18 protein-coding genes are annotated in these 22,126 nt (G+C 68.9%); 9 read left to right on the top strand and 9 right to left on the bottom strand.

The genetic code is table 11. The annotated features are described in order from the left end of the window. Positions 1–309: 309 nt before the first annotated feature. The 6 genes from rpmH to rsmG are packed head-to-tail and all read left to right on the top strand — an operon-like array spanning position 310 to position 3,543. Complete coding sequence (gene rpmH / locus ABG085_RS19565; RefSeq protein WP_055952712.1) at positions 310–447, top strand: 50S ribosomal protein L34; 138 nt, start codon at positions 310–312, stop codon at positions 445–447. Positions 448–455: 8 nt separating this feature from the next. After that, entirely contained in the window at positions 456–791 is a 336-nt protein-coding gene (gene rnpA / locus ABG085_RS19560; RefSeq protein WP_347977412.1) for a ribonuclease P protein component, read from the top strand. Then, a complete protein-coding gene (yidD, locus tag ABG085_RS19555) occupies positions 788–1,144 on the top strand; it encodes a membrane protein insertion efficiency factor YidD (protein ID WP_347977411.1) in 357 nt (118 codons plus the stop codon). Before rnpA ends, yidD begins: the two co-directional genes overlap by 4 nt. Before the next feature lie 8 nt (positions 1,145–1,152). Next, the gene (yidC, locus tag ABG085_RS19550; RefSeq protein ID WP_347977410.1) at positions 1,153–2,325 is read left to right on the top strand and encodes a membrane protein insertase YidC; all 1,173 of its coding nucleotides are present in this window, start codon (positions 1,153–1,155) and stop codon (positions 2,323–2,325) included. Positions 2,326–2,350: 25 nt separating this feature from the next. After that, on the top strand, positions 2,351–2,878 hold the full coding sequence (locus ABG085_RS19545) for a R3H domain-containing nucleic acid-binding protein (protein ID WP_347977409.1): 528 nt from the start codon (positions 2,351–2,353) through the stop codon (positions 2,876–2,878). A 41-nt stretch (positions 2,879–2,919) separates the two neighbouring features. After that, positions 2,920–3,543, top strand: coding sequence for a 16S rRNA (guanine(527)-N(7))-methyltransferase RsmG (rsmG, locus tag ABG085_RS19540; protein ID WP_347977408.1), 624 nt, complete (start codon positions 2,920–2,922; stop codon positions 3,541–3,543). A 116-nt stretch (positions 3,544–3,659) separates the two neighbouring features. Here the strand turns inward: rsmG and ABG085_RS19535 are convergent, their stop codons facing one another. From ABG085_RS19535 to ABG085_RS19525, 3 genes are read right to left on the bottom strand one after another with little or no spacing between them, the layout of a single operon-like run. Beyond that, positions 3,660–3,902, bottom strand: a complete 243-nt coding sequence (locus tag ABG085_RS19535; protein WP_347977407.1) for a hypothetical protein — start codon at positions 3,900–3,902, stop codon at positions 3,660–3,662. A gap of 34 nt (positions 3,903–3,936) precedes the next feature. Further along, the gene (locus ABG085_RS19530; RefSeq protein ID WP_347977406.1) at positions 3,937–4,755 is read right to left on the bottom strand and encodes a hypothetical protein; all 819 of its coding nucleotides are present in this window, start codon (positions 4,753–4,755) and stop codon (positions 3,937–3,939) included. After that, positions 4,752–5,303, bottom strand: coding sequence for a hypothetical protein (locus ABG085_RS19525; protein WP_347977405.1), 552 nt, complete (start codon positions 5,301–5,303; stop codon positions 4,752–4,754). Before ABG085_RS19525 ends, ABG085_RS19530 begins: the two co-directional genes overlap by 4 nt. A 5,947-nt stretch (positions 5,304–11,250) precedes the next feature. On the opposite strand from ABG085_RS19525, the gene ABG085_RS19520 reads away from it, so the two are divergent. Both ABG085_RS19520 and ABG085_RS19515 read left to right on the top strand, forming a co-directional pair. Further along, positions 11,251–13,086: an AAA family ATPase gene (locus tag ABG085_RS19520; protein WP_347979302.1), complete on the top strand. Its 1,836-nt coding sequence runs from the start codon at positions 11,251–11,253 to the stop codon at positions 13,084–13,086. Continuing rightward, entirely contained in the window at positions 13,086–14,063 is a 978-nt protein-coding gene (locus tag ABG085_RS19515) for a ParB/RepB/Spo0J family partition protein (RefSeq protein ID WP_347977404.1), read from the top strand. The genes ABG085_RS19520 and ABG085_RS19515 overlap by 1 nt, the downstream gene beginning before the upstream one ends. Positions 14,064–14,174: 111 nt before the next feature. Here ABG085_RS19515 and ABG085_RS19510 read toward each other — a convergent pair whose 3' ends face one another. Continuing rightward, a complete protein-coding gene (locus ABG085_RS19510; protein WP_347977403.1) occupies positions 14,175–15,500 on the bottom strand; it encodes a sigma-70 family RNA polymerase sigma factor in 1,326 nt (441 codons plus the stop codon). A gap of 54 nt (positions 15,501–15,554) precedes the next feature. Between ABG085_RS19510 and ABG085_RS19505 the strand changes: the two genes are divergently transcribed. Next, the gene (locus tag ABG085_RS19505) at positions 15,555–15,905 is read left to right on the top strand and encodes a tryptophan synthase subunit alpha (RefSeq protein ID WP_347977402.1); all 351 of its coding nucleotides are present in this window, start codon (positions 15,555–15,557) and stop codon (positions 15,903–15,905) included. Positions 15,906–15,914: 9 nt separating this feature from the next. On the opposite strand, the gene ABG085_RS19500 is transcribed toward ABG085_RS19505, so the two are convergent. The 5 genes from ABG085_RS19500 to ABG085_RS19480 all read right to left on the bottom strand — a co-directional run bounded on the left by ABG085_RS19500 (position 15,915) and on the right by ABG085_RS19480 (position 22,125). Continuing rightward, the gene (locus ABG085_RS19500) at positions 15,915–16,331 is read right to left on the bottom strand and encodes a YciI family protein (protein ID WP_347977401.1); all 417 of its coding nucleotides are present in this window, start codon (positions 16,329–16,331) and stop codon (positions 15,915–15,917) included. A 214-nt stretch (positions 16,332–16,545) separates the two neighbouring features. After that, a complete protein-coding gene (trxA, locus tag ABG085_RS19495; protein ID WP_347979246.1) occupies positions 16,546–16,911 on the bottom strand; it encodes a thioredoxin in 366 nt (121 codons plus the stop codon). Positions 16,912–16,956: 45 nt separating this feature from the next. Further along, the gene (trxB, locus tag ABG085_RS19490) at positions 16,957–17,943 is read right to left on the bottom strand and encodes a thioredoxin-disulfide reductase (RefSeq protein WP_347977400.1); all 987 of its coding nucleotides are present in this window, start codon (positions 17,941–17,943) and stop codon (positions 16,957–16,959) included. Positions 17,944–18,151: 208 nt separating this feature from the next. Continuing rightward, a complete protein-coding gene (gene murJ, locus ABG085_RS19485) occupies positions 18,152–19,765 on the bottom strand; it encodes a murein biosynthesis integral membrane protein MurJ (protein WP_347977399.1) in 1,614 nt (537 codons plus the stop codon). Continuing rightward, the gene (locus tag ABG085_RS19480) at positions 19,762–22,125 is read right to left on the bottom strand and encodes a DUF6049 family protein (RefSeq protein ID WP_347977398.1); all 2,364 of its coding nucleotides are present in this window, start codon (positions 22,123–22,125) and stop codon (positions 19,762–19,764) included. The genes murJ and ABG085_RS19480 overlap by 4 nt, the downstream gene beginning before the upstream one ends. Position 22,126: the final 1 nt, after the last annotated feature.

Raw genomic sequence — 22,126 nt, 5'->3', positions numbered from 1 at the left:
GGCCCCCCCGGGTTGTCGATGATTCCACCGGAAGCCGCTGAAACGTCCGTCCAGGCCTGTGGATAACTGCCGGAGCCACGCTAGTCAGGAGGCGTCGCGTGAGCAAACTCCACTGTAGATCCGCCCTGCGTGTCGGTGCCAGGGTGCAATGCATCCGCGGTGCATAATGACACGTTCTGCGCTCGGTTTGAGTTCTCAGGCAACACGACGTAGCCTTAATCGGTTGACTTATGCCCTCGCGGCAGTCGCCCCTGTACACACGTCCCCGGTCTCGAGCGTCCCGGTGACACCTGATCGGAAGTAGTTCCCATGAGCAAGCGCACCTTCCAGCCCAACAACCGCCGTCGTGCCAAGAAGCACGGCTTCCGTGCCCGCATGCGTACGCGCGCGGGCCGCGGCATCCTTTCGGCTCGTCGCGCCAAGGGGCGCACCGAGCTCTCGGCCTGAGCCGAGCGGTGCTCGGGAGGCGGAACCGACTCACCCGCGGAGCGGAGTACAAGGCCGTCGTCCGTCGGGGCCGTCGGTGTGCCGGAGCGCACACCGTGACATACGTGAACCGCGCCGTGACCGATGGTCCGGCGCGGTTCGGTTTCATCGTGAGCCGGCAGGTGGGTGGCGCGGTCGTGCGCAACACCGTCCGCCGTCGCCTCAAGGCCCTCTGCCTCGAGTCCCTCGCCTCCGTCCCGCCCGGCGATGACATCGTGATCCGCGCGCTGCCCAGCGCAGCATCCGCGTCCTTCGCCGATCTGCGCAGCGACGTCGAGAAGTGCCTCGCACGGAGGACCCGATGAGCGTCCTTCCCGCCTACGCCCTCGGCGACGCCGAGTTCTCGGCATCCGATTCTCTCCGCAGCATCCCGCTTCTCCCCCGCAACGCGGTCCTCGCACTGCTGCACGGCTACCGCGCCACGATCTCTCACACCTATGGCGACGTCTGCAAGTACTACCCCTCGTGCTCGGCGTATGCCGTCGGCGCTGTGCAGCAGCACGGTGCCGTGAAGGGTGCGGCGCTCACAGCAGCGCGCCTCGCCCGCTGCCACCCGTGGGCCGTCGGCGGCGTCGATGACGTGCCGCCTCACCAGAACTTCCGGCACGAGCTGACCCGTCACGGGTACGTCGTGCCTGCCCCCACCGGAAAGGACTGATCCTCCACATGGATCTCTTGTCAGCCCTGGCCTCGACGCCCTCGCCAACCCCCGCAGCGCCGAGCGGAGGCTTCGATCTCTTCGGGATCATCCTCTGGCCGCTGAAGTGGGCCGTCGAGGCGGTACTCGTCTTCTGGCACTGGTTCTTCACGGCCATCGGCCTGCCGGCCGCGGACGGCATCACCTGGGTGCTGTCGATCGTCGGCCTGGTGATCGTGGTGCGCTCCGCCCTCATCCCCCTCTTCGTGCGCCAGATCAAGAGCCAGCGCAAGATGATGGAAATTGCTCCTGAACTGCGGAAAGTTCAGGAGAAGTACAAGGGCAAGAAGGATCAGCTCTCGCGCGAGGCCATGAGCCGCGAGACGATGGCGCTGTACAAGAAGCACGGCACGACCCCGGTGTCGAGCTGTCTGCCGCTCCTGGTGCAGATGCCCGTCTTCTTCGCGCTGTACAGCGTGCTGAGCGACGTCACCAAGCACTACGCCGCCGGCATCGGCGGCGTCGGCCTGCTCAACGCCGAGCTCACGGCCGAGTTCTACAACGCCAAGCTGTTCGGTGTGGCGTCGCTCCACGAGACGCTGATCGATGCGTTCAACACCGGCAACACCGCGGCCATCGCGATCCTGCTGACGCTGGTCGTGCTGATGATCGCGTCGCAGTTCTTCACGCAGCTGCAGATCATCTCGAAGAACCTCTCCCCCGAGGCCAAGACCGGCCAGGCGTACCAGATGCAGCGCATCATGCTCTACATCCTCCCGCTGGGCTTCATCTTCTCCGGCGTCTTCTTCCCGCTCGGCGTCGTCATCTACTGGTTCGTGTCGAACCTGTGGACGATGGGCCAGCAGTTCCTGGTCATCCGTGAGATGCCGACCCCCGGTTCCGACGCGGCCAAGGCGCGCGAAGAGCGCCTGGCGCGCAAGGGCAAGGCGCTCGACGCATCGGGCAAGGTCGTGCCGATGGAGAAGTACCTCGCCGAGCAGCGCCGTCTGTACGAAGAGGCCGAGAAGGCCAAGGCCGCAACCCCCAAGCGCCAGCAGCCGGTGAGCAAGCAGCGCGCCAAGAAGCAGGCGCAGCAGAAGCAGTCCGGGCAGAAGGCCGCCGGCCCGGCAGCCGGTGGCGCCGGTGCCGCCGGTGAGACCGACTCCCCTGGATCGCCCGGCTCCGCCGGCTCCGCTTCCTGACCCGCCGTCTTACGAGGATCACGACATGACCACGTCCCCTGAGTACGCACCCGTCGAAACGCGCGAGGAGCGGGTTCCCGCCACCGTGGCGCAGCTCGAAGAAGAAGGCGACATCGCCGCCGACTTCATCGAAGGCCTGCTCGACATCGCCGACATCGACGGCGACCTCGACCTCGACGTGCGCGCGGGCCGCGCGTATGTCTCGGTCGCCGCGCCGTCGGGCGGATCGGTGGCCCTCATTGCGGCACCCGACACCGTGCAGGCGCTGCAGGAGCTGACGCGCATCGCCGTGCAGAACCGCACCGGCCGGTTCTCCCGCCTCATCCTGGATGTCGGGGGTTCGCGTGACGCCCGCCAGCACGAGCTCGAAGCCCTCGTTGACCGCGCGATCGCGCGGCTGGATGACGGTGCCTCGCAGGCCTCGCAGGCCTCGCTGCCTTCGATGTCGAGCTACGAGCGCAAGGTCGTGCACGACATCGTCGCCGACCGCGGCTTCGTGTCGGAGTCGTACGGCGAAGGCGCCGACCGCCACACCGTGATCCGCCGCGGCTGAGCCGCGCGTTTCACGTGGAACATCTGAGCTCGGAAGCGTCGATGATCGAGATCGAGCAGGAGCCCGCGGCCGCGGCCGAGATCTTCGGCGATCGGATCGAGGTCGCGCGTGCGTTCGCAGACGCACTCGGGCGGCACGGCGAGGAGCGCGGCCTGATCGGCCCCCTCGAGCCGCCGCGCCTGTGGTCGCGCCACATTCTGAACAGTGCCGTGATCGCACCACTGTTCTCCGGTCGCGTCGGTGACGTGGGCTCGGGAGCCGGTCTTCCGGGACTCGTGCTCGCCATCGCGCGGCCTGACGTGGAGTGGGTTCTGATCGAGCCGATGGAGCGACGCGTCGCATGGCTGTCGGAGCAGGTCGACGCCCTCGAGCTCGCCAACGTCGAAGTGGTACGTGCGCGAGCCGAGGACTGGAAGCGCGGTCCGGTGCTCGACGCCGTCACGGCCCGCGCCGTGAGCGCGTTGCGCACCCTCGTACCGATCACCGCTCCCCTGGTCCGCTCCGGCGGCGAGCTCATCCTGCTCAAGGGTACGAGCGCCACGAACGAGATCGAGGCTGCCGAGAAGCAGCTCCGCAAGTTCAAGGTCACGAACGCGCGTGTCGAGGTCGTCGGTGAGGACCTGCTCGAGGAGCCCTCTCGGGTGATTCGCGGCACCGTTCGCTGACGCCGATCTGGGCCCACGCGGGCTGCTGGAGCGATGGTCGTTTCGGGTGCTCTTGCACCGCGTGAGCCGGATCCGTCGGTGGTGTGCCGGTGGACACGAGTGAGATTCCTGTTGTTTCACGTGAAACTTCGGGACTTCGTGATGCCGCCGTGGGCTTTTCTCCCCTCGCATCGGCGTTGGGTCCTCGGTTTCAATGTGCCGAGGTTGAGCTGCCGTCCTCCGACGTAGCGGAGCCGCCGCTTCTTGTTGGCCGCTGTTTCACGTGAAACAGCGGTGTCATGGCTGACGCTCGTCTGCGCGGTTGTTGTACGCCAGGCTTGCACCGCCTGGCGGCGCTTCACCGCTGCGGGCTGCTTCATCGCTTGCCCGTACCACCACACTTGGCCTGGGGGTCTAGGGAGCGTCGGTCGCCTCGATGATGAAGGCGTCGACTGTTGATCCGCGATGCTGGAAACGCAGCACAGTCCCCGCCGTGAGGTCTTCGGCGAAGTCGTCGTCAAAGTACGGCCATGCCCCGACGTCTGCGATCAATGCGCCGGAGCGTGGTGTACATACTGCCTGGAGCGTCTGCTGGCTTGTTTCCTCGATGAGGATGAGGCAGGCGGTGCCGAGGTCATCGTCGGCTGCCCATACCTCGACGCCATGAAAGGAACCGTAAGGGGTGAGTGTCCGCTGATCGATGATCAGCTCTGCGAACAGGTCATCTTCGCTGCTCACCACGATCCAGCGATCGGGCCCGGCCGCTCCCCCCTCGCCGGGGGGCGCCGTCGGCTGCAGAGACGCGGCGGGGCGAGGCGTCATCAGCCAATCCACGCAGTAGACGAGGGCGATGATCGTCATGGCCGCGGACACGGCGAGCAGTACCAGTTCGCCTCGAGTCGTCAGAGCGCGGTGCCACCGTGAGCGACGTCGATCGGCATCGCCGGGGGTCGCGGAAGATCGCGTGGCCTCAGCGCGCATCGTGCTGTTGTCGATAGCGTCGATCGGCGCCGGAAGGTTCTCAGCCGGCGCGGCGACTCCCGTTTCCTGGAGCGCTTCTTGAGGCACTTCGGTAGACGAGCGTGCCCGCCGCTGGAGTCTCTCGAGATGGGCGAGGCGTGCGAGAGCCACCGGGTCGCCGTCGATGTCTGCCGCGGGACCGTAGGCGCGCGCCCGCAGTTCGCGGAGCTCGCGTTGGGTGTCGGTCGGGTCGTCGGACGTGTCCATGGTCACGGCGCTCCCATGGGAAGAAGGTGGTGGACGTCGACTGCGTCCCCGCGGAGTGTGAAGCGGTAGGCCGCGCCGGGAGGGAGCCCATGCCACCGCGTATCGACGAAGGTCGTCCCGCCGGTGGGGACGCAGGAGGTGCCGAGAACGTCGGCGGTCTCCCTGTGAATGGCGATGAGGCACGGCGACCCGAAGGCGTTGGACGCGGACCACATGTCGACACCATCGTGGTCGCCGAAGCCGCGCAGCGTGGTGAGGTCTATCTCCAGATGGGCTGCCTCGGGAGGCTCGAGCAGTCGAAGGGTCAGCTCGTCTGCCGGGATTCCGGTGGGTTCTAGCGTCGCGTCGGCATCTCCGGATGGCTCCACGATGCCCGGCGCGGTGGGGTCGGCATCCGTGGACGGCTCTACGATGAACGCCGCGGTGGCGACCACCACGCCGACGAGCAAGCCGATGCCAAGCGCGATGATCGCACGCCGAGCGGACGCCGAGTCCAACCTCCCACGGCGCGCGTCAACTTGTTTTGCGCCGCCCGAGGGCGGCGAGCTCCCCATGTGCGCACGGTACACCCGCAACCACGAAGGTGCCATTGCTTCCACCAGGGACCTGCGTGGGCGGCTCCCGGATCCCGCCGCAGAAGTGAGCGCCTGTCTGAGGGCAGCGGTGTTCCGCTGTTCGCTCCCCCTGCGTTGCATGGCGTGCGAGCTCGGTTCTGCAGGCCGCCAACTTTGGGCGCTTCGCCGGGCGAAGCGCAGTGGAGAACATAGACGGCGAGACTTTGCCGGCCTCAGAGGCAAGCAGCGCGAAACACCGGTGTTTCACGTGAAACGTCCGGCCCCGCAAGCGATTGTTCCGGGGGCGTTGTGCCGTCGGTGCCGGTGCCGCGTATTTCCACCCTGGCTCAGCGCTATGAAGCCCGACTCGTCCTTGCCAGCCATGGCGCTGTCCCGACGTGCCGTCAAGGCGAAGGGAAGGCAGGCGGCGAGGTGGTTTCACGTGAAACATCAGGATGCCGTGCGCTGTAGCCCGCCACGGGGCTTGGGTGGATGGTGAGCACCGAGGAACAGAACAGGACCGCCGCACCGGCTGCCCTGGTTCTTCGTTCAACGCTGGCGCTCGTCGACGTCGATTGCCGGGAAGCGAGGGAACGTCAGGATCAGGGCGCCGAACGCGCCGGAGGACAGGCGGCTATACCCACCCGCTCTCGGCTCTGGTTGGCCGGCACGGGCTGCAGTGACGAGACGTGGTTTGCTGCGTGCCGGGGCTGGCGCCGCTGCGTCGGCTTCCGAACGTCGTCGCCGGTCTCTGCAGATTCCACCGTCGGGGAGCCGCCGCGGAGCATGGCGTGTCGCAGGCTGATGGATGCGCCGGCCGCTTAGGTGCTCCGTCCGGGGAGCCACAGTGCTCGCGTGCCGTGCTGGCCGGGGCCTGTCGAGCCGGGATTCGCCGCGCGGGCCAACGGACCGCGGTCACACCAGGCTCTATGTACTGCCACGGCGGATGCGACGGATGACGCACCCCGCTTACCAATGTTTCACGTGAGACGCCGCCACTGCATCCGCCTTGGTCGCGGCCGAACTCGCTGTCGCGACCGCCGGACGCGTCAATCGCCGTGCTTTCAGGGGCCGTGCCGCCAGTGCGAGGGTCGGGGTAACGTCGGCTACGTAATCCGCGGCCGGGTAGGAGTGAGTTGCCGGTAGCCGTGTGTGCTCGTGCCAGAGCTGGTGGTCCACGCGACTCGAGGCGCCCCGGCAGCGGAGCGATGCGCCGGCAGGCGAGGACGCACCTCGCCTGTGAGCGCTGGACGAGGGCTCCCCGGGTGCCGACCAGCGCGGTTTGCGTTTGCCGGCGCCGTACAGCTGTGCGGCCTGTTGCCGGAGCTCGTCGAGTCGGGAACGACTCATGGTCGGGCGCCCCCGGCTCACACGTTTGGGCGCTGGTGGTTGGGCTGCGGCCTGCGCTTGGTTGGTGTGGCTCGCGGGGCCGGGAGTTTGCCGCTGAAGGTGCCGGTATCGCGCTCAGTGTTTCACGTGAAACATTGATCCGGACCGCGGCCGCTGACGGTGCGCGGGGCGTGGGGATTCCAGGGGCTGAGCGTCGGCGTGCGCCGGCGGTTTCGCCGCTGCGCGCGGCTGGGATCGCCCGCCAGTAGGGCATCGAGGTCACCGAGATCCCCGAGAGCGCCATGTAGCACCGCCACCTCATGTGGGCAGGGAGGAACCGCTCCCTCGGCGGCTACGTGGGATGCCAGAGCGGCTCGCTGGCTGACAACTCCCGCGTAGGACGAGCACGATCGCGGCCGTTCTCACTCGGCGGGGTGGCGTCCCACGGCGAGTGAGCGGGATGATTGGCGGCCGTGGCGTTTGGGTCACTCTGTCGCCCGCGGTTATCGGTTGACCACACTCGCTGCGACAGGGGGCGGTGGACGATGGGGCAGGAGGTGCGCGCATAGGTCGGTACGGCCTTGAGAGTGCCGGCGCACCCGAGGTCCGTTGACCCAGTGCCGCGGCTCGACGTACTCGCGTGACGCCCGCCTCGCGTGTGTGGGACAGGCTGGATCGGCAGCAGGTGGGGCGCATCGCCGCACACCGCGGCGCGACGGCTCCGACCGGTCGCTGCCTGTTGGCGCGCGTCGGACGGCCCGCGTCGAGCTGATGAGATCCTCCCCCGTACTGCGCGGGCGCCTGCTCCGCGCGCGAGCGTCATTGGCGGACACCGCCTCGCGGGTCGCCTGACCGCGGGACGAGGGCTCCACGGCTCGCTGCCTGCTGGCGCGAGGCGTGCAGGTCGGTGTTGAGGTGAGGTCCTCCCCCGTATTGCGCGGCCGCCTGCTGGCGCATGCGAGCGGTCGTTGGCGGACACCTCCTCGCGGGTCGCTTGACCGCGGATGAGGTCTTCCACCGCTCGTGGCCTGCCGGCGCGAGGCGTGCAGGTCCGTGTTGAGGTGGTGAGATCGTCCCGCGGTTAGCGCGGTCGCCTGCTCCGCGCGCGAGCGGTCGTTGGCGGACGTCTCCTCGTGGGTCGCGGACCGTGGGATGAGGGGCTCACCGCTCGTTGCCTGCTGGCGCGAGGCGTGCAGGTCGGCGTTGAAGTGGTGAGATCGTCCCGCGGTTAGCGCGGCCGCCAGTTCCGCGCGCGAGCGGTCGTTGGCGGACACCACCTCGCGGGTCGCTTGACCGCGGGATGAGGGACTCACCGCTCGTTGCCTGCTGGCGCGAGGCGTGCAGGCCGGCGTTGAAGTGGTGAGATCGTCCCGCGGTTAGCGCGGCCGCCAGTTCCGCGCGCGAGCGGTCGTTGGCGGACACCACCTCGCGGGTCGCTTGACCGCGGGATGAGGGGCTCACCGCTCGTTGCCTGCTGGCGCGAGGCGTGCAGGCCGGTCTTGAGGTGTGAGATCCCCCGCGATTAGCGCGGCCGCTGCTCCGCGCGCGAGCGGTCGTTGGCACACGCCTCCTTGTGGGTCGCTTGACACCGGCGCGGGGGCTCCCACCGCTCGTTTCCTGCTGGCGCGAGGCGCGCAGGTCCGTCTTGAGGTGATGAGCTCCCTCCGTATTCAGTGGCCGCCTGTTCCGCGCATGAGGCACTCGGCGGGTGCGCGGCGCTGCGGCCGACCCGAAGGTGGCAGAGGGGTGAGAGGCGGCGGCTGGGCACTAAATCGAACTCCGGCGAGCGATCTAGCGTTGACGGCTGTTCCGACGGTTGTAGAACGGTTGGAGTGTGCCGGCGGTCAAATCCCCTGGCTCGGCGCAACCGATGCCGCCTATGGCCAGACGTTCCACGTGAAACGTCCGAGAATGCGAGCAGAAGCACCTAGATGAACCGCTGCACGCCCGGTCCTGGCCTTGCTTGGGAGCATTTGCGGTTGATGGCTGGTGTCCTCCACTTGTGGTCGAGCCGGCCGGGACGACGGCCAAGCTGCGCGCGGTTGGCGGGCGCGACTGGCGCCTCCCGTTCCTACCGCTCGCCGCGCTGTAGGCGCTGGATTTGGTACGGGCTTGCGATTGCGCCCATGGACACATCCGGTGGCTCCGAGGGCTGGGCCGCAGTCGCGCCCCTTTCTGTGGGCCGGACCAGCCGCGTGAAGGGCACGCGCGAATGGAGTATCGATCGGCGGCCGGGACCAGATCGCTGGCCACTCGCATCGGCAGGCCCGTCCGCGGGCACCACTGTGGCGTGACAACGGGTGCGAAAGTCCACCCGTTCATGTCGTGGGGCTGGCTGGGCAGGTTCCCACCTGGCGGGCGACGAACCGCAGACTGCTCACCATTGGCCTCCGATCGCGCGGAAGCTTTAGGCGAATCGGGCGCGCGAGGGTCCACGCCTGCTGACGATTGACGAAGTTCTTGTCGTGGCTGTCGCCGAGGGCACACCGATTCCTTCCTAGACGTCTCGGCCTGCGGTCGTCACGCGCATGTTTCACGTGAAACAGCGCCACGGGAGGCGCCCGGTGTGGTCGTCTTCAGCCGACTGGAGTACGTCGCTCCGAACCATGATCGATTCTGCGGAGGGCAGAGTTACTGAAGGCTGCTTGAGTCTCGCGACGGCAAGGAGTTGGCGACATTGGCGTAGGCATGCGTACCGGCGGCTTGGAGAGAGATCGCCAAGCGGCGCGTGCCTCCTGCACGAGCGCAGAGCCCGACGTTTCACGTGAAACACTGGGCTCTACCTGGATGTCTGACAAAGGGCGTCCTGTGATCGCGGTGGCCGGACCTGCGGGCGGAGGCGTGACGTGGGTGCCGAGTCAGGGATCCAGCCACTCGAGTGCGAAAAACCCCGGTGCGTGGTGTTCGTGCGCTGATGGCTCGCTGCGAGCGGTCGGTTTCGGCTCTGACGGCGGAGCGGATCGGTGTAGGCAGCGCTAGCCCATTGATCGCGGCTCTCTCACGATCCGTGCTCGAGTGGGTGCTGGCGCAGCCTCCATCTGATTGTTCCTCTGAGCCGCGTCGACCGACAGTGGCAGCCGCTGCGTGGGTGAGCGCCACGACGCGACGGCGTCGCGTGTGCACCTATGTCTGACCGCGGAGCCATCAGACGAGCCGAAGTGGGTGCCAAGCAGGGAATCGGGTGAGCGTGCGAACGTATGGCAGTGGTGTCAGTGGGAGATGGCTGTCGAGCGGACATGCGGGTCAACGACCTTCTTGAGTATCGCGACGATGCCGTGCGGCGTCGTCGACGTCGCTGCCTGCCGGATGCTTGAGTGAAGCGGTCGCGGGGGCTCGGCTGGTGTCCGCCACCATTCGAGTCGTGGACAGTGCTGGCACATAGAGGAAGACGGTTGGCGCGGTTCGCCGCGTCGGCGTCGTGACACTGCAGCGGCCGGCTGAGCGCACTGGACGGTGGTCCCGTGCCGGATCTCCGAAGAATCAAGGCTCACTGAAGCCGACAAGGCACTGCCTGATGTCTGACGCCGCAGTTCTAACGGGCGGCGCCTGGGTAACACCAGCTCCGATGGCCAGCAGGCGCCGGTGGTGAGGCTCGGGCGTTTCACGTGAAACACTCGCCGCAGCGCAGCGCAGCGCAGCGCTGCTTCGAGCGGACGCGATGCGCCCAAGCCGTTTCCGAGCGGGCGTTGGAAGCGTCGTTGGCACGAGGGCGGGCACGCCACCTCGGCGGCTGTCCGTAGGAGATGAAGCGCCGGCGTCAAAGTGTGGGAAAACGACGCCGACCGAGAGCGCCCATCCGCTGCCCCAGGTGCGGCGCCATCATGTGCGCGGCTCTCGACAGTGTGACTTCACAGGTCCACAGGGGAGTGAGCGCGCTGCCGCTATGGATCGCGGCGCGTTCGGGAGCCCGTAGGCGGTGGACGAAACGACCCTTGCAGTTGTCCGCTGGGCTCGACGCGCGCCCCGATTCATTCACCGACGGAGCGGTGCTACGGTGCGCGGATTCGCGCGGTGACGGCAGCCGCAGAACCCGGAGCGCGGCGATCAGAGCGCGCATCGCCGCAAGAAGCCGGGCCGGCCGATCGAGTTCGGTGACCAGCAGGACCGCTACAACGGGCCGCGGCGTCGTCCGCGAATGCTGGTTCAACCGGCTCAAGCAATGGTGCGGCATCGCGATGCGCTCGGACAGGCCGCCCCAGGGCGTCGAAGGAGGGAGCCCACGCCGGCGCAAACGCACCGGGAGTCTCGCTTGGACAGCGTGAAGCGCAGCCAGCCGATCCCATGATGTTTCACGTGAAACACATCGACTGAGGACCCCGTTGTGACCGCGTGCACACGCGCTGGAGCTTGTGCCGCGGCTTCGATCCCTTCGGTCCGAGGAAGGCATCATCCTCCCGCCGCGAGCCCGATCCTCCGAAGCGGAGTCCCCGGCGAAGTGGCAAACCGAGCGATTTTCGAGGCCGTGACGGGCTCCGCGCGATCCCTCACGTCGGTCCTGCGCTGCATCCGCCTCAATCGGCACTCGGGCTTCCCCGGAAGCGGCGGGTTAGCGCCGCCGACGGGGTCTTGCGATGTTGACTAGAGCGATGGCAGGCCCGCTCGCAACGGTAAGGAACGCATGAACAACTGGCTCCGACGGCTGGGGATGGGGGGAAGGCGGGATAAGGTGGAAGGCGATGTTGAGCGGCTCGCGCAAAGGGGAGAGTTTCACGTGAAACAACCCGACGAGACCGACGCTCAGGCATCCTTCTCGTCCGATCGCCCGCTCACCGCGCTGGCGACCGAGTCCCCGGCAGCTTCCTCGGACGACAGTGTCCGAGGTTCTGCTGAGTCCTCCGGCGCCGCAGAGTCGCCCGCCCCGGAGGCGGACACCGCGTCGCAGAGCGCAGCCGAACCTCGCACCGATGACGAGGTCTCCGACAGCATCCAGGCGTCCGCGACGAGCATCAGCGAAGAGGTCTCGTCCACGTCTGCGGGTGAAGACTTCGCCGAAGCTGAGGCGGCTGCGGTTGACGGTTTCGCGCCTGACGAGGGGGCCGCGCCGAACGCAGACGTCACGCTGAACGAAGACGTCACGCTGAACGAAGACGTCACGCTGAACGAAGACGTCACGCTGAACGAAGACGTCGCGCTGAACGAAGACGTCGCGCCGCACGACGATGTCGCGTCCGACGAGCGACTCGCGCCGATGCAGGATGTCTCGGACGACAACGTTGCGCTGAACGAAGATGTCGTGCACAACGAGAACGCCGCACCGGACGAAGACGTCACGCGGGACCAAGAGGTCACGCCGGACGAAGAGGTCACACCGGACGAAGACGTCACGCCGGCCCAGCACGCAACGCCGGGCGAGGACAGCGCGCCGACCGACGACGTCACGCCGGACGAACTGCCGCCGGGCGCCACGGGCACCGACGCCGATGTCGCGGCCGACGATTACGCTGGTCCGGCACCCGAGCCGGCACCCGACGTCACTCCCGCCGACGCCTCGGACGAGAGCACGACCGCCACGCAGGAAGAGGACTCCCCCATCGCGCAGCACCACGGCGTCACCATCGGGCAGGAAGAAGACGACTCGCCGATCGCCCGCGAGCTCGCGGACCTGACGGCACGCCGCAAGGCGCTCGAGGAGGCCGAGGTTCAGCTCACCGGCCGCACCCGCGTGCTGACGGTCTCGAACCAGAAGGGCGGCGTCGGAAAGACGACCACGACGGTGAACCTGGCGGCGGCCCTCGCCGAGCGCGGCGCCCGGGTCCTCGTGATCGACCTGGATCCGCAGGGCAACGCCTCTACGGCGCTCGGGGTTCCGCACACCGCTGACATTCCCAGCGTGTACGACGTGCTCATCGACGAATTCCCCCTCTCCGACATCATCCAGGTCAGCCCGGAGTCGCCCAACCTCCTCTGCGCTCCGAGTACGATCCACCTCGCCGGCGCGGAGATCGAGCTGGTGTCGCAGGTCGCGCGAGAGCACCGGCTGCGCGTCGCCGTCGACGATTACCTCGCGAAGCACGAGGGAGAGCTCGACTTCATCCTGATCGACTGCCCGCCCTCGCTCGGTCTGCTCACGATCAACGCCTTCACCGCGGCCACCGAACTGCTGATCCCCATCCAGTGCGAGTACTACGCGCTCGAAGGACTGAGCCAGCTGCTCGGCACCGTGCGCATGATCCAGAAGCACCTGAATCCGCGGCTGCAGCTGTCGACCATCATGCTGACGATGTACGACGGTCGCACGCGCCTTGCCCAGCAGGTCGCCGACGAGGTGCGCGAGCACTTCCCCAAGGAGGTGCTCGACACCATCATTCCCCGATCGGTCCGCGTCTCCGAGGCGCCGAGCTTCGGCCAGTCGGTTCTCGCCTACGATGGACAGTCGGCCGGCGCCATCGCCTACCGCGAAGCGGCTGTCGAGATGATCCGGCGCGATAGCGCCTCGAATGAAAGGGGCGTCTGATGGCTGCGAAGCGCACAGGGCTCGGCCGCGGAATCGGCGCATTGATCCCGACGAACGAGCAGGCTGACGACCGCCCATCCGATGTCTTCTTCCCGCGTGCTGTCGCGGTCGATGAAGCACCATCGGTCGAAGCGGTCACCGCCGACTCCCAGGAGAACCTGGTCGAGGTTCCCGGTGCGCGGCTCGCCCACATCGACCCGCACGACATCGTTCCCAACCCGCGCCAGCCGCGCACGAACTTCGACCACGAGCACTTCGCGGAGCTCGTGCACAGCGTGCGCGAATTCGGCGTGCTGCAGCCGGTCGTGGTGCGCACCAACGAGAAGGGCGAGTACGAGCTCATCATGGGTGAGCGCCGTACGCGCGCCGCCCGAGAGGCCGGCCTCACGTCGATCCCGGCCATCGTGCGCGACACCGCCGACGAGCACCTCCTCCGCGACGCCCTCCTCGAGAACCTTCACCGCTCCGAGCTCAACCCGCTCGAAGAGGCGTCGGCGTACCAGCAGCTGCTCGAGGACTTCGGCATCACGCAGGAAGAGCTCGCGACCCGCATCGGCCGTTCGCGGCCGCAGATCAGCAACACGATCCGGCTGCTGAAGCTGCCGATGCCTGTGCAGCAGCGTGTGGCCGCCGGTGTGCTGACGGCCGGTCACGCCCGCGCGATCCTCTCCCTCGAGGACGCCACGGCGATGCAGCGCCTCGCCGACAAGATCGTGAACGAGGATCTGTCGGTGCGTGCAGCGGAGGCTGCGGCGAAGCTTCCGGATGCCTCGCCCAACCGCGCCGTGAAACCCCAGGCCGGCTCACGCCGCGCTCACCTCGACGAGGTTGCCGAAAGGCTCGGCGACCGCCTCAACACCCGCGTGAAGATCTCACTGACCGCAAGAAAAGGCCAGATCGCGATCGATTTCGCGAGCATCGAGGACCTCAATCGCATCCTGGGTGAGCTGGGAGAGACCGAGTACGGCCCGGCTTGATGGCGGGGCACCACGGCCCTGCCTGCCGGGTCTTTGGTTGGAAGCATCTCAGCGCCCTCTGCCGTGGGCACTGACGTCTAACGGATGAGGCGTGGGACACCGTGGCCCGCGTCAGCGGTGGGTCCGGGTGCGCCCCGGCGCGGAGGACGCGGCCTGCGCCGCACGACGGCGGAGGAGCGCCGTCTCGGCGTCGTTGCCGGGAAGAGCGGCGGCTTCGAGGAACGCGGCGGCTGCGGCATCCGTGTCTCCGAGGCGTTCGAGCAACTCGGCCCGGACGGCGGGCAGCGGGCGGAAGCCCGCCAGCTCCGACTCGAGCGAATTCACCTCGAGGAGGGCCTGTTCGGGGCCTTCCGCCATCGACAGTGCGACGGCGCGGTTCAGTCGGACCACGGCGGAAGGAGCGAGCGCGTCGAGCGCGTCGTAGAGGCCGAGGACCCGCTGCCAGTCGGTGTCGGCGAAGGTGGGGGCGACCGCATGGCACTGTGCGATGGCCGCCTGCAGTCCGTAGTAGCCGATGCCTCGTTCGACAAGGGCCCCCGCGGCGCCGGAGCCCGGGAGACCGGCGGGAGGCGCCGCCCGCCCGATCGCCTCGTTGCCGCGCGCGATCGCCGAACGATCCCATCGGCGACGGTCCTGCTGCTCGAGGGTCAGCGGCAGTCCCTCGGCGTCGATGCGCGCGCCGAACCGCGACGACTGGAACTCCATCAGTGCGATCAGCGACCAGATCTCGGGTTCGCGGGGCATCAGCGCGGCGAGCTGCCGGCCGAGGCGCACCGCTTCGCGCGCGACGTCGGGGCGCACGAGCCCCTCCCCCTCCGTGGCGGAGTACCCCTCGGTGAAGAGCAGGTAGATCACCTGCAGGACGCTCGCGAGCCGGGCCGGCCGCTCGGCCCGATCCGGCACTTCGAACGCCACGCCTTCGGTCGCGAGCGCGCGCTTGGCGCGGACGATCCGCTGCTGCACCGTCGGCACCGTCATGAGCAGCGCACGCGCGATCTGCTCGGTGGTGAGGCCGGCGACGGTGCGCAGCGTGAGCGCGAGCCGAGCCTGTGCGGGAAGCACAGGGTGGCACGCGACGAACACGAGCCGCAGCACGTCGTCGTCGATGTGGTCGGGGTCCGCCTCGTCGGGAACGGTGTCGACCGACTCGGCGTGGAGCGCTTCCGACACGAACAGCGGCTCGCGCTGAGCCATCCGCTCGCGCCGCCGCCATCCGTCGATCGCCCGCCGCTTGGCGACCGACATGAGCCAGGCCCCCGGATTGTCAGGGATGCCGCCGCTCGGCCACGTCGCCAGGGCTTCGACCAGCGCTTCCTGCGCAAGGTCCTCGGCCCACGAGAAATCTCCGGTATGGCGGGTGAGGGCCGAGACGATGCGTGCGGACTCGTCGCGCCACACCGCCTCCACGGCGCGCTGAGCGTGCCCGTCGGAGGTCATGCTCTCAGCGTAAACGGGCTGACCCGCGTTGTCGGAATCGCGTCGTACCCTGGATTGGTGGCGAACGACGAGCACACCCTGCGACGGAGAGCGAGCCTGGAACTGCTGCGCGCAGAGGCCGCCGATGAACTCTCGGTGCTCGTGCACGAGCGGCTGCGCGCGGGCGAAGACCCGTGGGAGTTCATGGACGACCTGCCGACCGTCGACGAACTGGTCGTGTACCTGCTGCGCGCCGAGAACATCGCCGAGGATGGCGGGTCGCGGCCCAACGCGAGCCGTCACTATCGCGTCCTGCGCCAGATCGCCCTGGAGTATCCCCCGCTCACGCGCGCCGTGTGGTCGCTGCTCGGCGACGCCAACACGCACCGCCGGTGGGATCCGACGGTGCGTGCCGAGGCGAGCTGAGACGCGGGTTCAGGCGTTGGCGGCGCGCCACTCCTGCTCCTTGGCGACCCACTCGTCGCTCTGGTCGAAGTCGCTGAGGTCGTTCACCCGCCGCACCTCGAGCGCCGTGCCGGGTCCGAGCGGGCACTTGCGGGCCCAGTGCTCAGCCTCCTCGCGCGAGGCGACCTCGAGGATCCAGAAACCGGTGAACACCTCCCGCGCTTCTGCGAACGGTCCGTCTGTCACGGCGGGGGGCACGGAGTCGAAGTCGACGCGGAATCCTTCTGCGGCGTCTGACAGTCCCTCGGCGCTGAGGAACACCCCGGCCTTCTGCAGTTCCTCGTTGTAGGCCCCCATTGCGGCGTACGCCTCGGCCATGTCGTAGGTCTCGGGGTCGAACGCGGCGGCCTCTTCGGCACCGACCTGCATGATGAGCATGTAACGCATGAGGTTTCCCTTCCGTCGGGGCTGCGCCCGGTTGCGGGGCCCGAGTGGCCCCTTCACTCTGTGCGTCGAACAAGCCTCGCCCAGATCGACACGCGGCGGCAAGAGAGTTCGAAAGATCATTGATGCCCCGGCCGGCATACGCCGAGAAGTCCCGATGAGAATGCGAAAACCCCGCCGGTGGACCGACGGGGTTTTCGTGAAGAACGGGAAGCGCTCAGCCGATGTACGCGGCGAGGTCCTTCTCGAGGGCGAACTTCGGCTTCGCGCCGATGATGGTCGTCTCGACCGCACCCTTGTTGAACACCTTCATCGCGGGGATGGAGGTGATCTGGTACTTCATCGCGAGATCGGGGTTCTCGTCGACGTTGAGCTTCAGGATGGTGATCTTGTCGGGGTGCTCCGACTGGATCTGGTCGAGGACGGGCGAGACCATGCGACACGGGCCGCACCACTCCGCCCAGAAGTCCACGAGCACCGGACCCTCGGCCTGGAGCACGTCCTGCTCGAACGTGGCGGAGGTCGTCGCCTTGGCGGTCATCTGTTTTCTCCTTCGATGGAAGTCTGTCGATTGTGTGAACAGCGCCGGTCGCGCGATTGTTCCCGGGCGTGTCGCCACGCCCGTGGCTCAGACCGTGCTGACCTCGGGAAGGCCGGCGATCTGGTCACCGGCGGCATCCGGCTCCCCCGCCTCGCCGAGTCCGGCCAGGTAGTGCTCGAGGTCGAGCGCCGCGACGGTGCCGCTGCCGGCGGCGGTGACCGCCTGGCGGTAGGTCGGGTCGATCACGTCACCCGCGGCGAAGACGCCCGGCACCGAAGTGCGCGAGGAGCGGCCGTCGACCCAGATGGTGCCCTCGGGCGTGAGGTCGAGCTTGTGGTGCACCAGGTGCGTGCGCGGGTCGTAGCCGATCGCGACGAACACGCCGTCCAGCGGCAGTTCGCGCGTCAAGCCGTCGACGGTGTCCTTGAGGACGATGCCCGAAACGGCGTCCTCACCGAGGATGTCGACGACCTCGCTGTTCCAGACGAACTCGATCTTCTCGTTCTTGAACGCCCGCTCCTGCATGATCTTGGACGCGCGCAGCTCGTCGCGGCGGTGGATGACGTACACCTTCGACGCGAACTTGGTGAGGAACGTGGCCTCCTCCATCGCCGAGTCGCCGCCGCCGACGACGGCGATCACGCGCTCGCGGAAGAAGAACCCGTCGCAGGTCGCGCAGTACGAGACGCCGCGACCCGACAGTCGGGACTCGCCCTCGATGCCGATCTTGCGGGGCGCGGAACCGGTCGCGAAGATGACCGCGTCGGCCTCGTGGCTGCCGCCGCTGCCGAGGGTGACCTTCTTCACGGGGCCGTCGATGTCGAGCTCGACGACGTCGTCGTACAGCACCTCGGCGCCGAACCGCTCCGCCTGCTCCTGCATCTTGGCCATCAGGTCAGGACCCATGATCGCCTCGGGGAACCCGGGGAAGTTCTCCACCTCGGTGGTGTTCATCAGCTCGCCGCCGGCCTCGACCGAACTCGCCACGACGAGCGGGTTCAGGTTCGCGCGCGCGGCATAGATCGCCGCCGTGTAACCCGCGGGACCCGATCCGATGATGATGACCTGACGCACGTGCGCACCATTCCTTTCCTGGGAGGCTCGCGGCGCTCCTCGTGAAGCTCGCGAAGCGCGTCGCGACGGACGCGAAGGCTTCGGATGCCTCAACACATGGTAACCGCGCGGCATTCCGTCCCCCGTCCCCTTGCGGGCGCGGCGAGCGGCACGTAGGGCGGTGCCCTCCCGGGCGCCGACCCTGCACACCCCGCGGCAGGACTGAGCGTCAGCGGCGACCCGGCAGGAAGCGCCGGACGAGGCCCATCGCCACCGAGAGTTCGGGCGCGCGCAGGAGCGCGAGGATCGCGCCGTACACCGCGAGCACGACCACTCCGATGATCGCCGCACCGACCGCTCCGAGCACCTTGTCGGACACCGTCCATCCATCGACGCCGCCCATCAGCTGGAAGGCCAGCCAGCCCACGGCACCGGCGGGCACCGCCGCGAGCACGAAGCGCCCCAGCGACAGCAGCCACGAGCCGACGCCGATGCCCCCGAGGCGCCGGTTGAGCAGCCAGGTCGCGATGATCACCTGGACGACGCTGGAAAAGGACTGGCCGAGAGCGACCGCCGCGGTCAGCTGGGCGGCTGGCAGAACGCCGGCTTCGAAGGCCCAGAGGGCGCCCCAGGCCGTGAGTACGACGAGCGCGCACTGCACGATGGTGAAGATGAACGGCGTCCGTGTGTCGTCGTAGGCGTAGAAGCTTCGCTGCACCACGAACAGCACCGCAAGCGGAATGAGACTGATGAGATAGCAGAGCAGGACGCCGGCTGCGCCCGTGGCCTCAGCGGGGCTTCCGGTGAAGATGCGAGACGCCGGGATCGCCGCCACCGCCAGTGCGGCGGTCGCGGCGACGACGAAGAGGCCCAGTATGCGGATGCTGCGACTGATGTCGCTGCGCACCTCCTCGTCGCGTCCGGCCGTGGCATGCTCGCTCAACTGCGTGAAGTACGGCGTTCCGATCGACAGCACGATGATCGAGTACGGCAGCATGAAGAGCAGCCACGCGTTGCCTGCGACGAAGACGCCAGGATCTCCCGCGGGGACCTGTGACATCACCTGGGATTGCACGATCCCGGCGAGTTGTCCGGCCACGACCATCAGGAAGGTCCAGCCCGCCAGCTTTCCGATCTGGCCGAGGCCCACGCCCTTCCACCGGAAGTCGGGTCGGATGTGCAGCCCGGTCCGCCGCCAGAAGGCGAAGAGGATGGCCGTCTGCACGACGATGCCGAGCGTGGCGGTTCCGGCGAGCACGGCGACCATCGTGGGTGTCCACTCCGTGGACGTTCCGGCCGGACCGAAGAGCCAGATGAATGCCACGAAACCGGCGATCGACACGATGTTGTTGACGATCGGTGCCCACGTGTACGGGCCGTAGACGCGGCGGGCATTGAGCGACTCGCCGACGAGGGCGAAGAGCCCGTAGAACAGGATCTGCGGCAGGCACCAATAGGCGAACGCCGTCGCCAGTGCTTGCTGCTCCGGCGAGAAGCCCGGCGCATAGAGCGTGACCAGCCAAGGTGCGGCCACCGTGGCGACGACCGCGGTTGCGAGCAGCACCACGGTGCCGAGCGTGAACAGCTTGGATACGAACGCCCGCCCGCCATCATCGTGTGCGGCGGCCTTCACGATCTGGGGGACGACGACTGCGCTCAGCAGGCCGGTGGAGATGATGGCGTAGATGTTGTTGGGAAGCTGGTTCGCGATCGCGAACGCGTTGCCCCCCGCGGTGGTCGCACCCACCGCCGACACCAGCACGACCGCGCGCAGGAAGCCGGTCAAGCGCGAGACGATCGTGCCCGCGCCGATGAGGACGCTCGCCCGCCCGATGCCGCTCATCGCTGGGGCTCGTCGCTCGAGGCGGGGTCGGCGACAGCTCGGCCGGGTGCCGCGGCGTCGCCGTTGGCCGGCGACTCACTGTCCAGCGGGGCGCCGCCGGCAGGGGCGTCACCGTCCGCCACGGCGTGGTCGCCCGCCGCAGCGCGATCGACTGCGGCGCCCGACCCTGGGCCCGCACCCTCGCCCGACCCACGAGCCGCGCCCGGGCCCACGGCATCCGTTCCCCGTCGTCGCCGGCGCATGCGCAGCACGGTGCGCACGATGCCGATCACGAGGAGGATGCCGACAAGCACGGCGAGGGCCGCGATGCCGGCGGTCTCCCAGTCGGCGTACACGTTGATCTCGACCGATTCCGGGTCGCCGATCGCCACGAAGGCGGGGCTGCGCAGCTGGAGGCTGAGGGTGACGTCGCCTCGGCCCACCCGCGCCTGCACCGGCACCTCGACGCGCGTGTTGCTCGACGGCGTCGCGACGACGGGGGTCTCGCCCTGGACGTCGAGGCGGAGGTTGTCGCGGGTCGTGTACAGCACGAGGTTGACGGGGTAGGGCAGATCGTTGCGCACCCAGAACCGCAGGGCGGCACTCGACCCGTACAGGTCGCTCGGGCTGGTCGGCAGCAGCGCCACGGAGTTGAGTGCGTCCGCGGTCTGCGCACGGTGGTCGGCGATCGTGGCGGGCCAGGTGTCGTCGCCGATCCACGCGGCGCCGAGCACCTGCAGGATCTCGGCACGCTCGGGGCCGGTGAGCAGGGGCGGCTGGTCGAGGATCGTCGCGAACCGCGCGAGCTCGCCCTCCTCGCCGAGGAGAGCGGATGCCGCAGCCGCCCGCTCCAGGGGGGCTTCGGTGTCGGCGAGTTCGACCTCCCGCGCCTCGGCCGCCGCGATTGCAGGGAGGGTGCGGGGGGTGACGCCGGGCGCCGACGCGGCGGCCGAGATGGCGGCCGCCAGTCCGAAGCCCGGGCGTCCGTCGCCGCGCCCGACCGTCACGAGCAGTGGGCCGTCGGCGTCGGCTGCGGCGAAGGCGAGGTACGCGGTGGCGGCCGTGAGGGGCGCACCGCGGAGCCAGGGCTCGTCGCTCTGCGACGCTTCGTCGAGGGCCGACGAGACATCGCTGTCGTACACGAGCACCTCGGCGTCGCCGACGAGACCGCGGGCTGCCACCGAGCGGCCGGCGGCTCCGGCCCGCGTCGTCGACGACGGGACGATCGTCGTCGCGGGTGCCGCCGCGGTGCCGAGCGCGCCGAGGCGCGAGACGATGTCGGCGTCGGCGGTGCCGTCGGCCGGCCAGAAGACCCCCGGCCGCGTGGCCGGGCCGATCGCGAGGAGCGTCTCTGTGCTCGGCAGCGAGTCGGACGGCTGCGGTGTCGGCGTCGGCGTCGGTGTCGGCGTGCCGGAGGCGGTGGGATCAGGTGTGGCGGTCGGCGTGGGCGTGGGAGCGGTGAAGTCCGACGGCGACATGTAGGTGATGAACGACGTCGGCGCGAGCGGCTGAGGGGCGCCGGCCTGCAGCTGCGCGGTGACGTCGGCGTCGCCGAACTGCAGCGCGAACCTCGAGTTCTGCATGCTCTCGAGGCGCGTGAGCCACTCGAGCGCCGATGTCGGCGCCGAGGTGCCGAGCACCCGGATCGCCGCCGGCACGGCAGGGTCCACCGCGAGGATCGCCCCGGTGTCGGTGACCGCGTCGAGCTGGACGGTCAGGTCGCCCTCGGGTGCCGTCAGCTCGGCGAGCTGCTCCGAGGTGAGCAGCCCCTCGCTCAGCGGGCCTGCGGTGATCGGCACGATGACCCCGATGCCGACGTCCGTGGCGTCGTCGGGAGGCACGATCATCGCGCTCGTGGCGGTCACCGTGCCGCCGTCGCCCTCGTACGACGCAGCGAGCGGGTACACGCCGGGCGCGCGACCTGCGAGGACCGGATCCGCGGACGCGATCGTCATGCCCTGTCGTTCCACCGCACCCGGCTCGACTCCGGCCAGGGTCTCGGTGGCGATCTGCTCGAGCTCCGGCGGCGCCTCCGCCTGGTCGAGCCAGTCGCCGAGCGCGTCGCGGTCGGCGAGCGGGGTGCGGCCGAGTGACAGCGTCACGGTCGAGGGGGCGGTGGCGGCGTCCGTGCCGTTCTGCAGCGAGAGGGTGACGCTCAGCGGCTCGCCCGGGCGCACGACGCCGTTGGCGAGCGGCGACAGCGTGAACACGGTGGTGCCGGCGGGAATCGTCGACGTCGGGCTCGGCGAGGGCTCGGGGCTCGCCGCGAAACCGGCGCCGGGCACGAGGAGTCCCGCAAGCACCGCGACGGCCGCGACGGCGGCGGTCACGAAACGCGGGGCGCGGCGCGCGGGACGCTGCAGGGCTCGCGGTGGGGTCACG

This window comes from Microbacterium sp. ProA8, from assembly GCF_039905635.1.
In the GTDB taxonomy this organism is placed as follows: domain Bacteria; phylum Actinomycetota; class Actinomycetes; order Actinomycetales; family Microbacteriaceae; genus Microbacterium; species Microbacterium chionoecetis.
The sequence above is the reverse complement of the archived record's forward strand: the minus strand, read 5'-3'. Positions and strand labels throughout refer to the sequence as shown.

What these genes read in the sequence shown, in the direction of transcription:
- yidC (WP_347977410.1), top strand. Translation starts at nt 1,153, where the DNA reads ATGGATCTCTTGTCAGCCCTGGCCTCGACGCCCTCGCCAACCCCCGCA.
- rpmH (WP_055952712.1), top strand. Translation starts at nt 310, where the DNA reads ATGAGCAAGCGCACCTTCCAGCCCAACAACCGCCGTCGTGCCAAGAAG.
- ABG085_RS19525 (WP_347977405.1), bottom strand. Translation starts at nt 5,303, where the DNA reads ATGGGGAGCTCGCCGCCCTCGGGCGGCGCAAAACAAGTTGACGCGCGC.
- yidD (WP_347977411.1), top strand. Translation starts at nt 788, where the DNA reads ATGAGCGTCCTTCCCGCCTACGCCCTCGGCGACGCCGAGTTCTCGGCA.
- ABG085_RS19515 (WP_347977404.1), top strand. Translation starts at nt 13,086, where the DNA reads ATGGCTGCGAAGCGCACAGGGCTCGGCCGCGGAATCGGCGCATTGATC.
- ABG085_RS19535 (WP_347977407.1), bottom strand. Translation starts at nt 3,902, where the DNA reads ATGAAGCAGCCCGCAGCGGTGAAGCGCCGCCAGGCGGTGCAAGCCTGG.
- murJ (WP_347977399.1), bottom strand. Translation starts at nt 19,765, where the DNA reads ATGAGCGGCATCGGGCGGGCGAGCGTCCTCATCGGCGCGGGCACGATC.
- ABG085_RS19545 (WP_347977409.1), top strand. Translation starts at nt 2,351, where the DNA reads ATGACCACGTCCCCTGAGTACGCACCCGTCGAAACGCGCGAGGAGCGG.
- rsmG (WP_347977408.1), top strand. Translation starts at nt 2,920, where the DNA reads ATGATCGAGATCGAGCAGGAGCCCGCGGCCGCGGCCGAGATCTTCGGC.
- ABG085_RS19520 (WP_347979302.1), top strand. Translation starts at nt 11,251, where the DNA reads ATGAACAACTGGCTCCGACGGCTGGGGATGGGGGGAAGGCGGGATAAG.
- ABG085_RS19510 (WP_347977403.1), bottom strand. Translation starts at nt 15,500, where the DNA reads ATGACCTCCGACGGGCACGCTCAGCGCGCCGTGGAGGCGGTGTGGCGC.
- ABG085_RS19500 (WP_347977401.1), bottom strand. Translation starts at nt 16,331, where the DNA reads ATGCGTTACATGCTCATCATGCAGGTCGGTGCCGAAGAGGCCGCCGCG.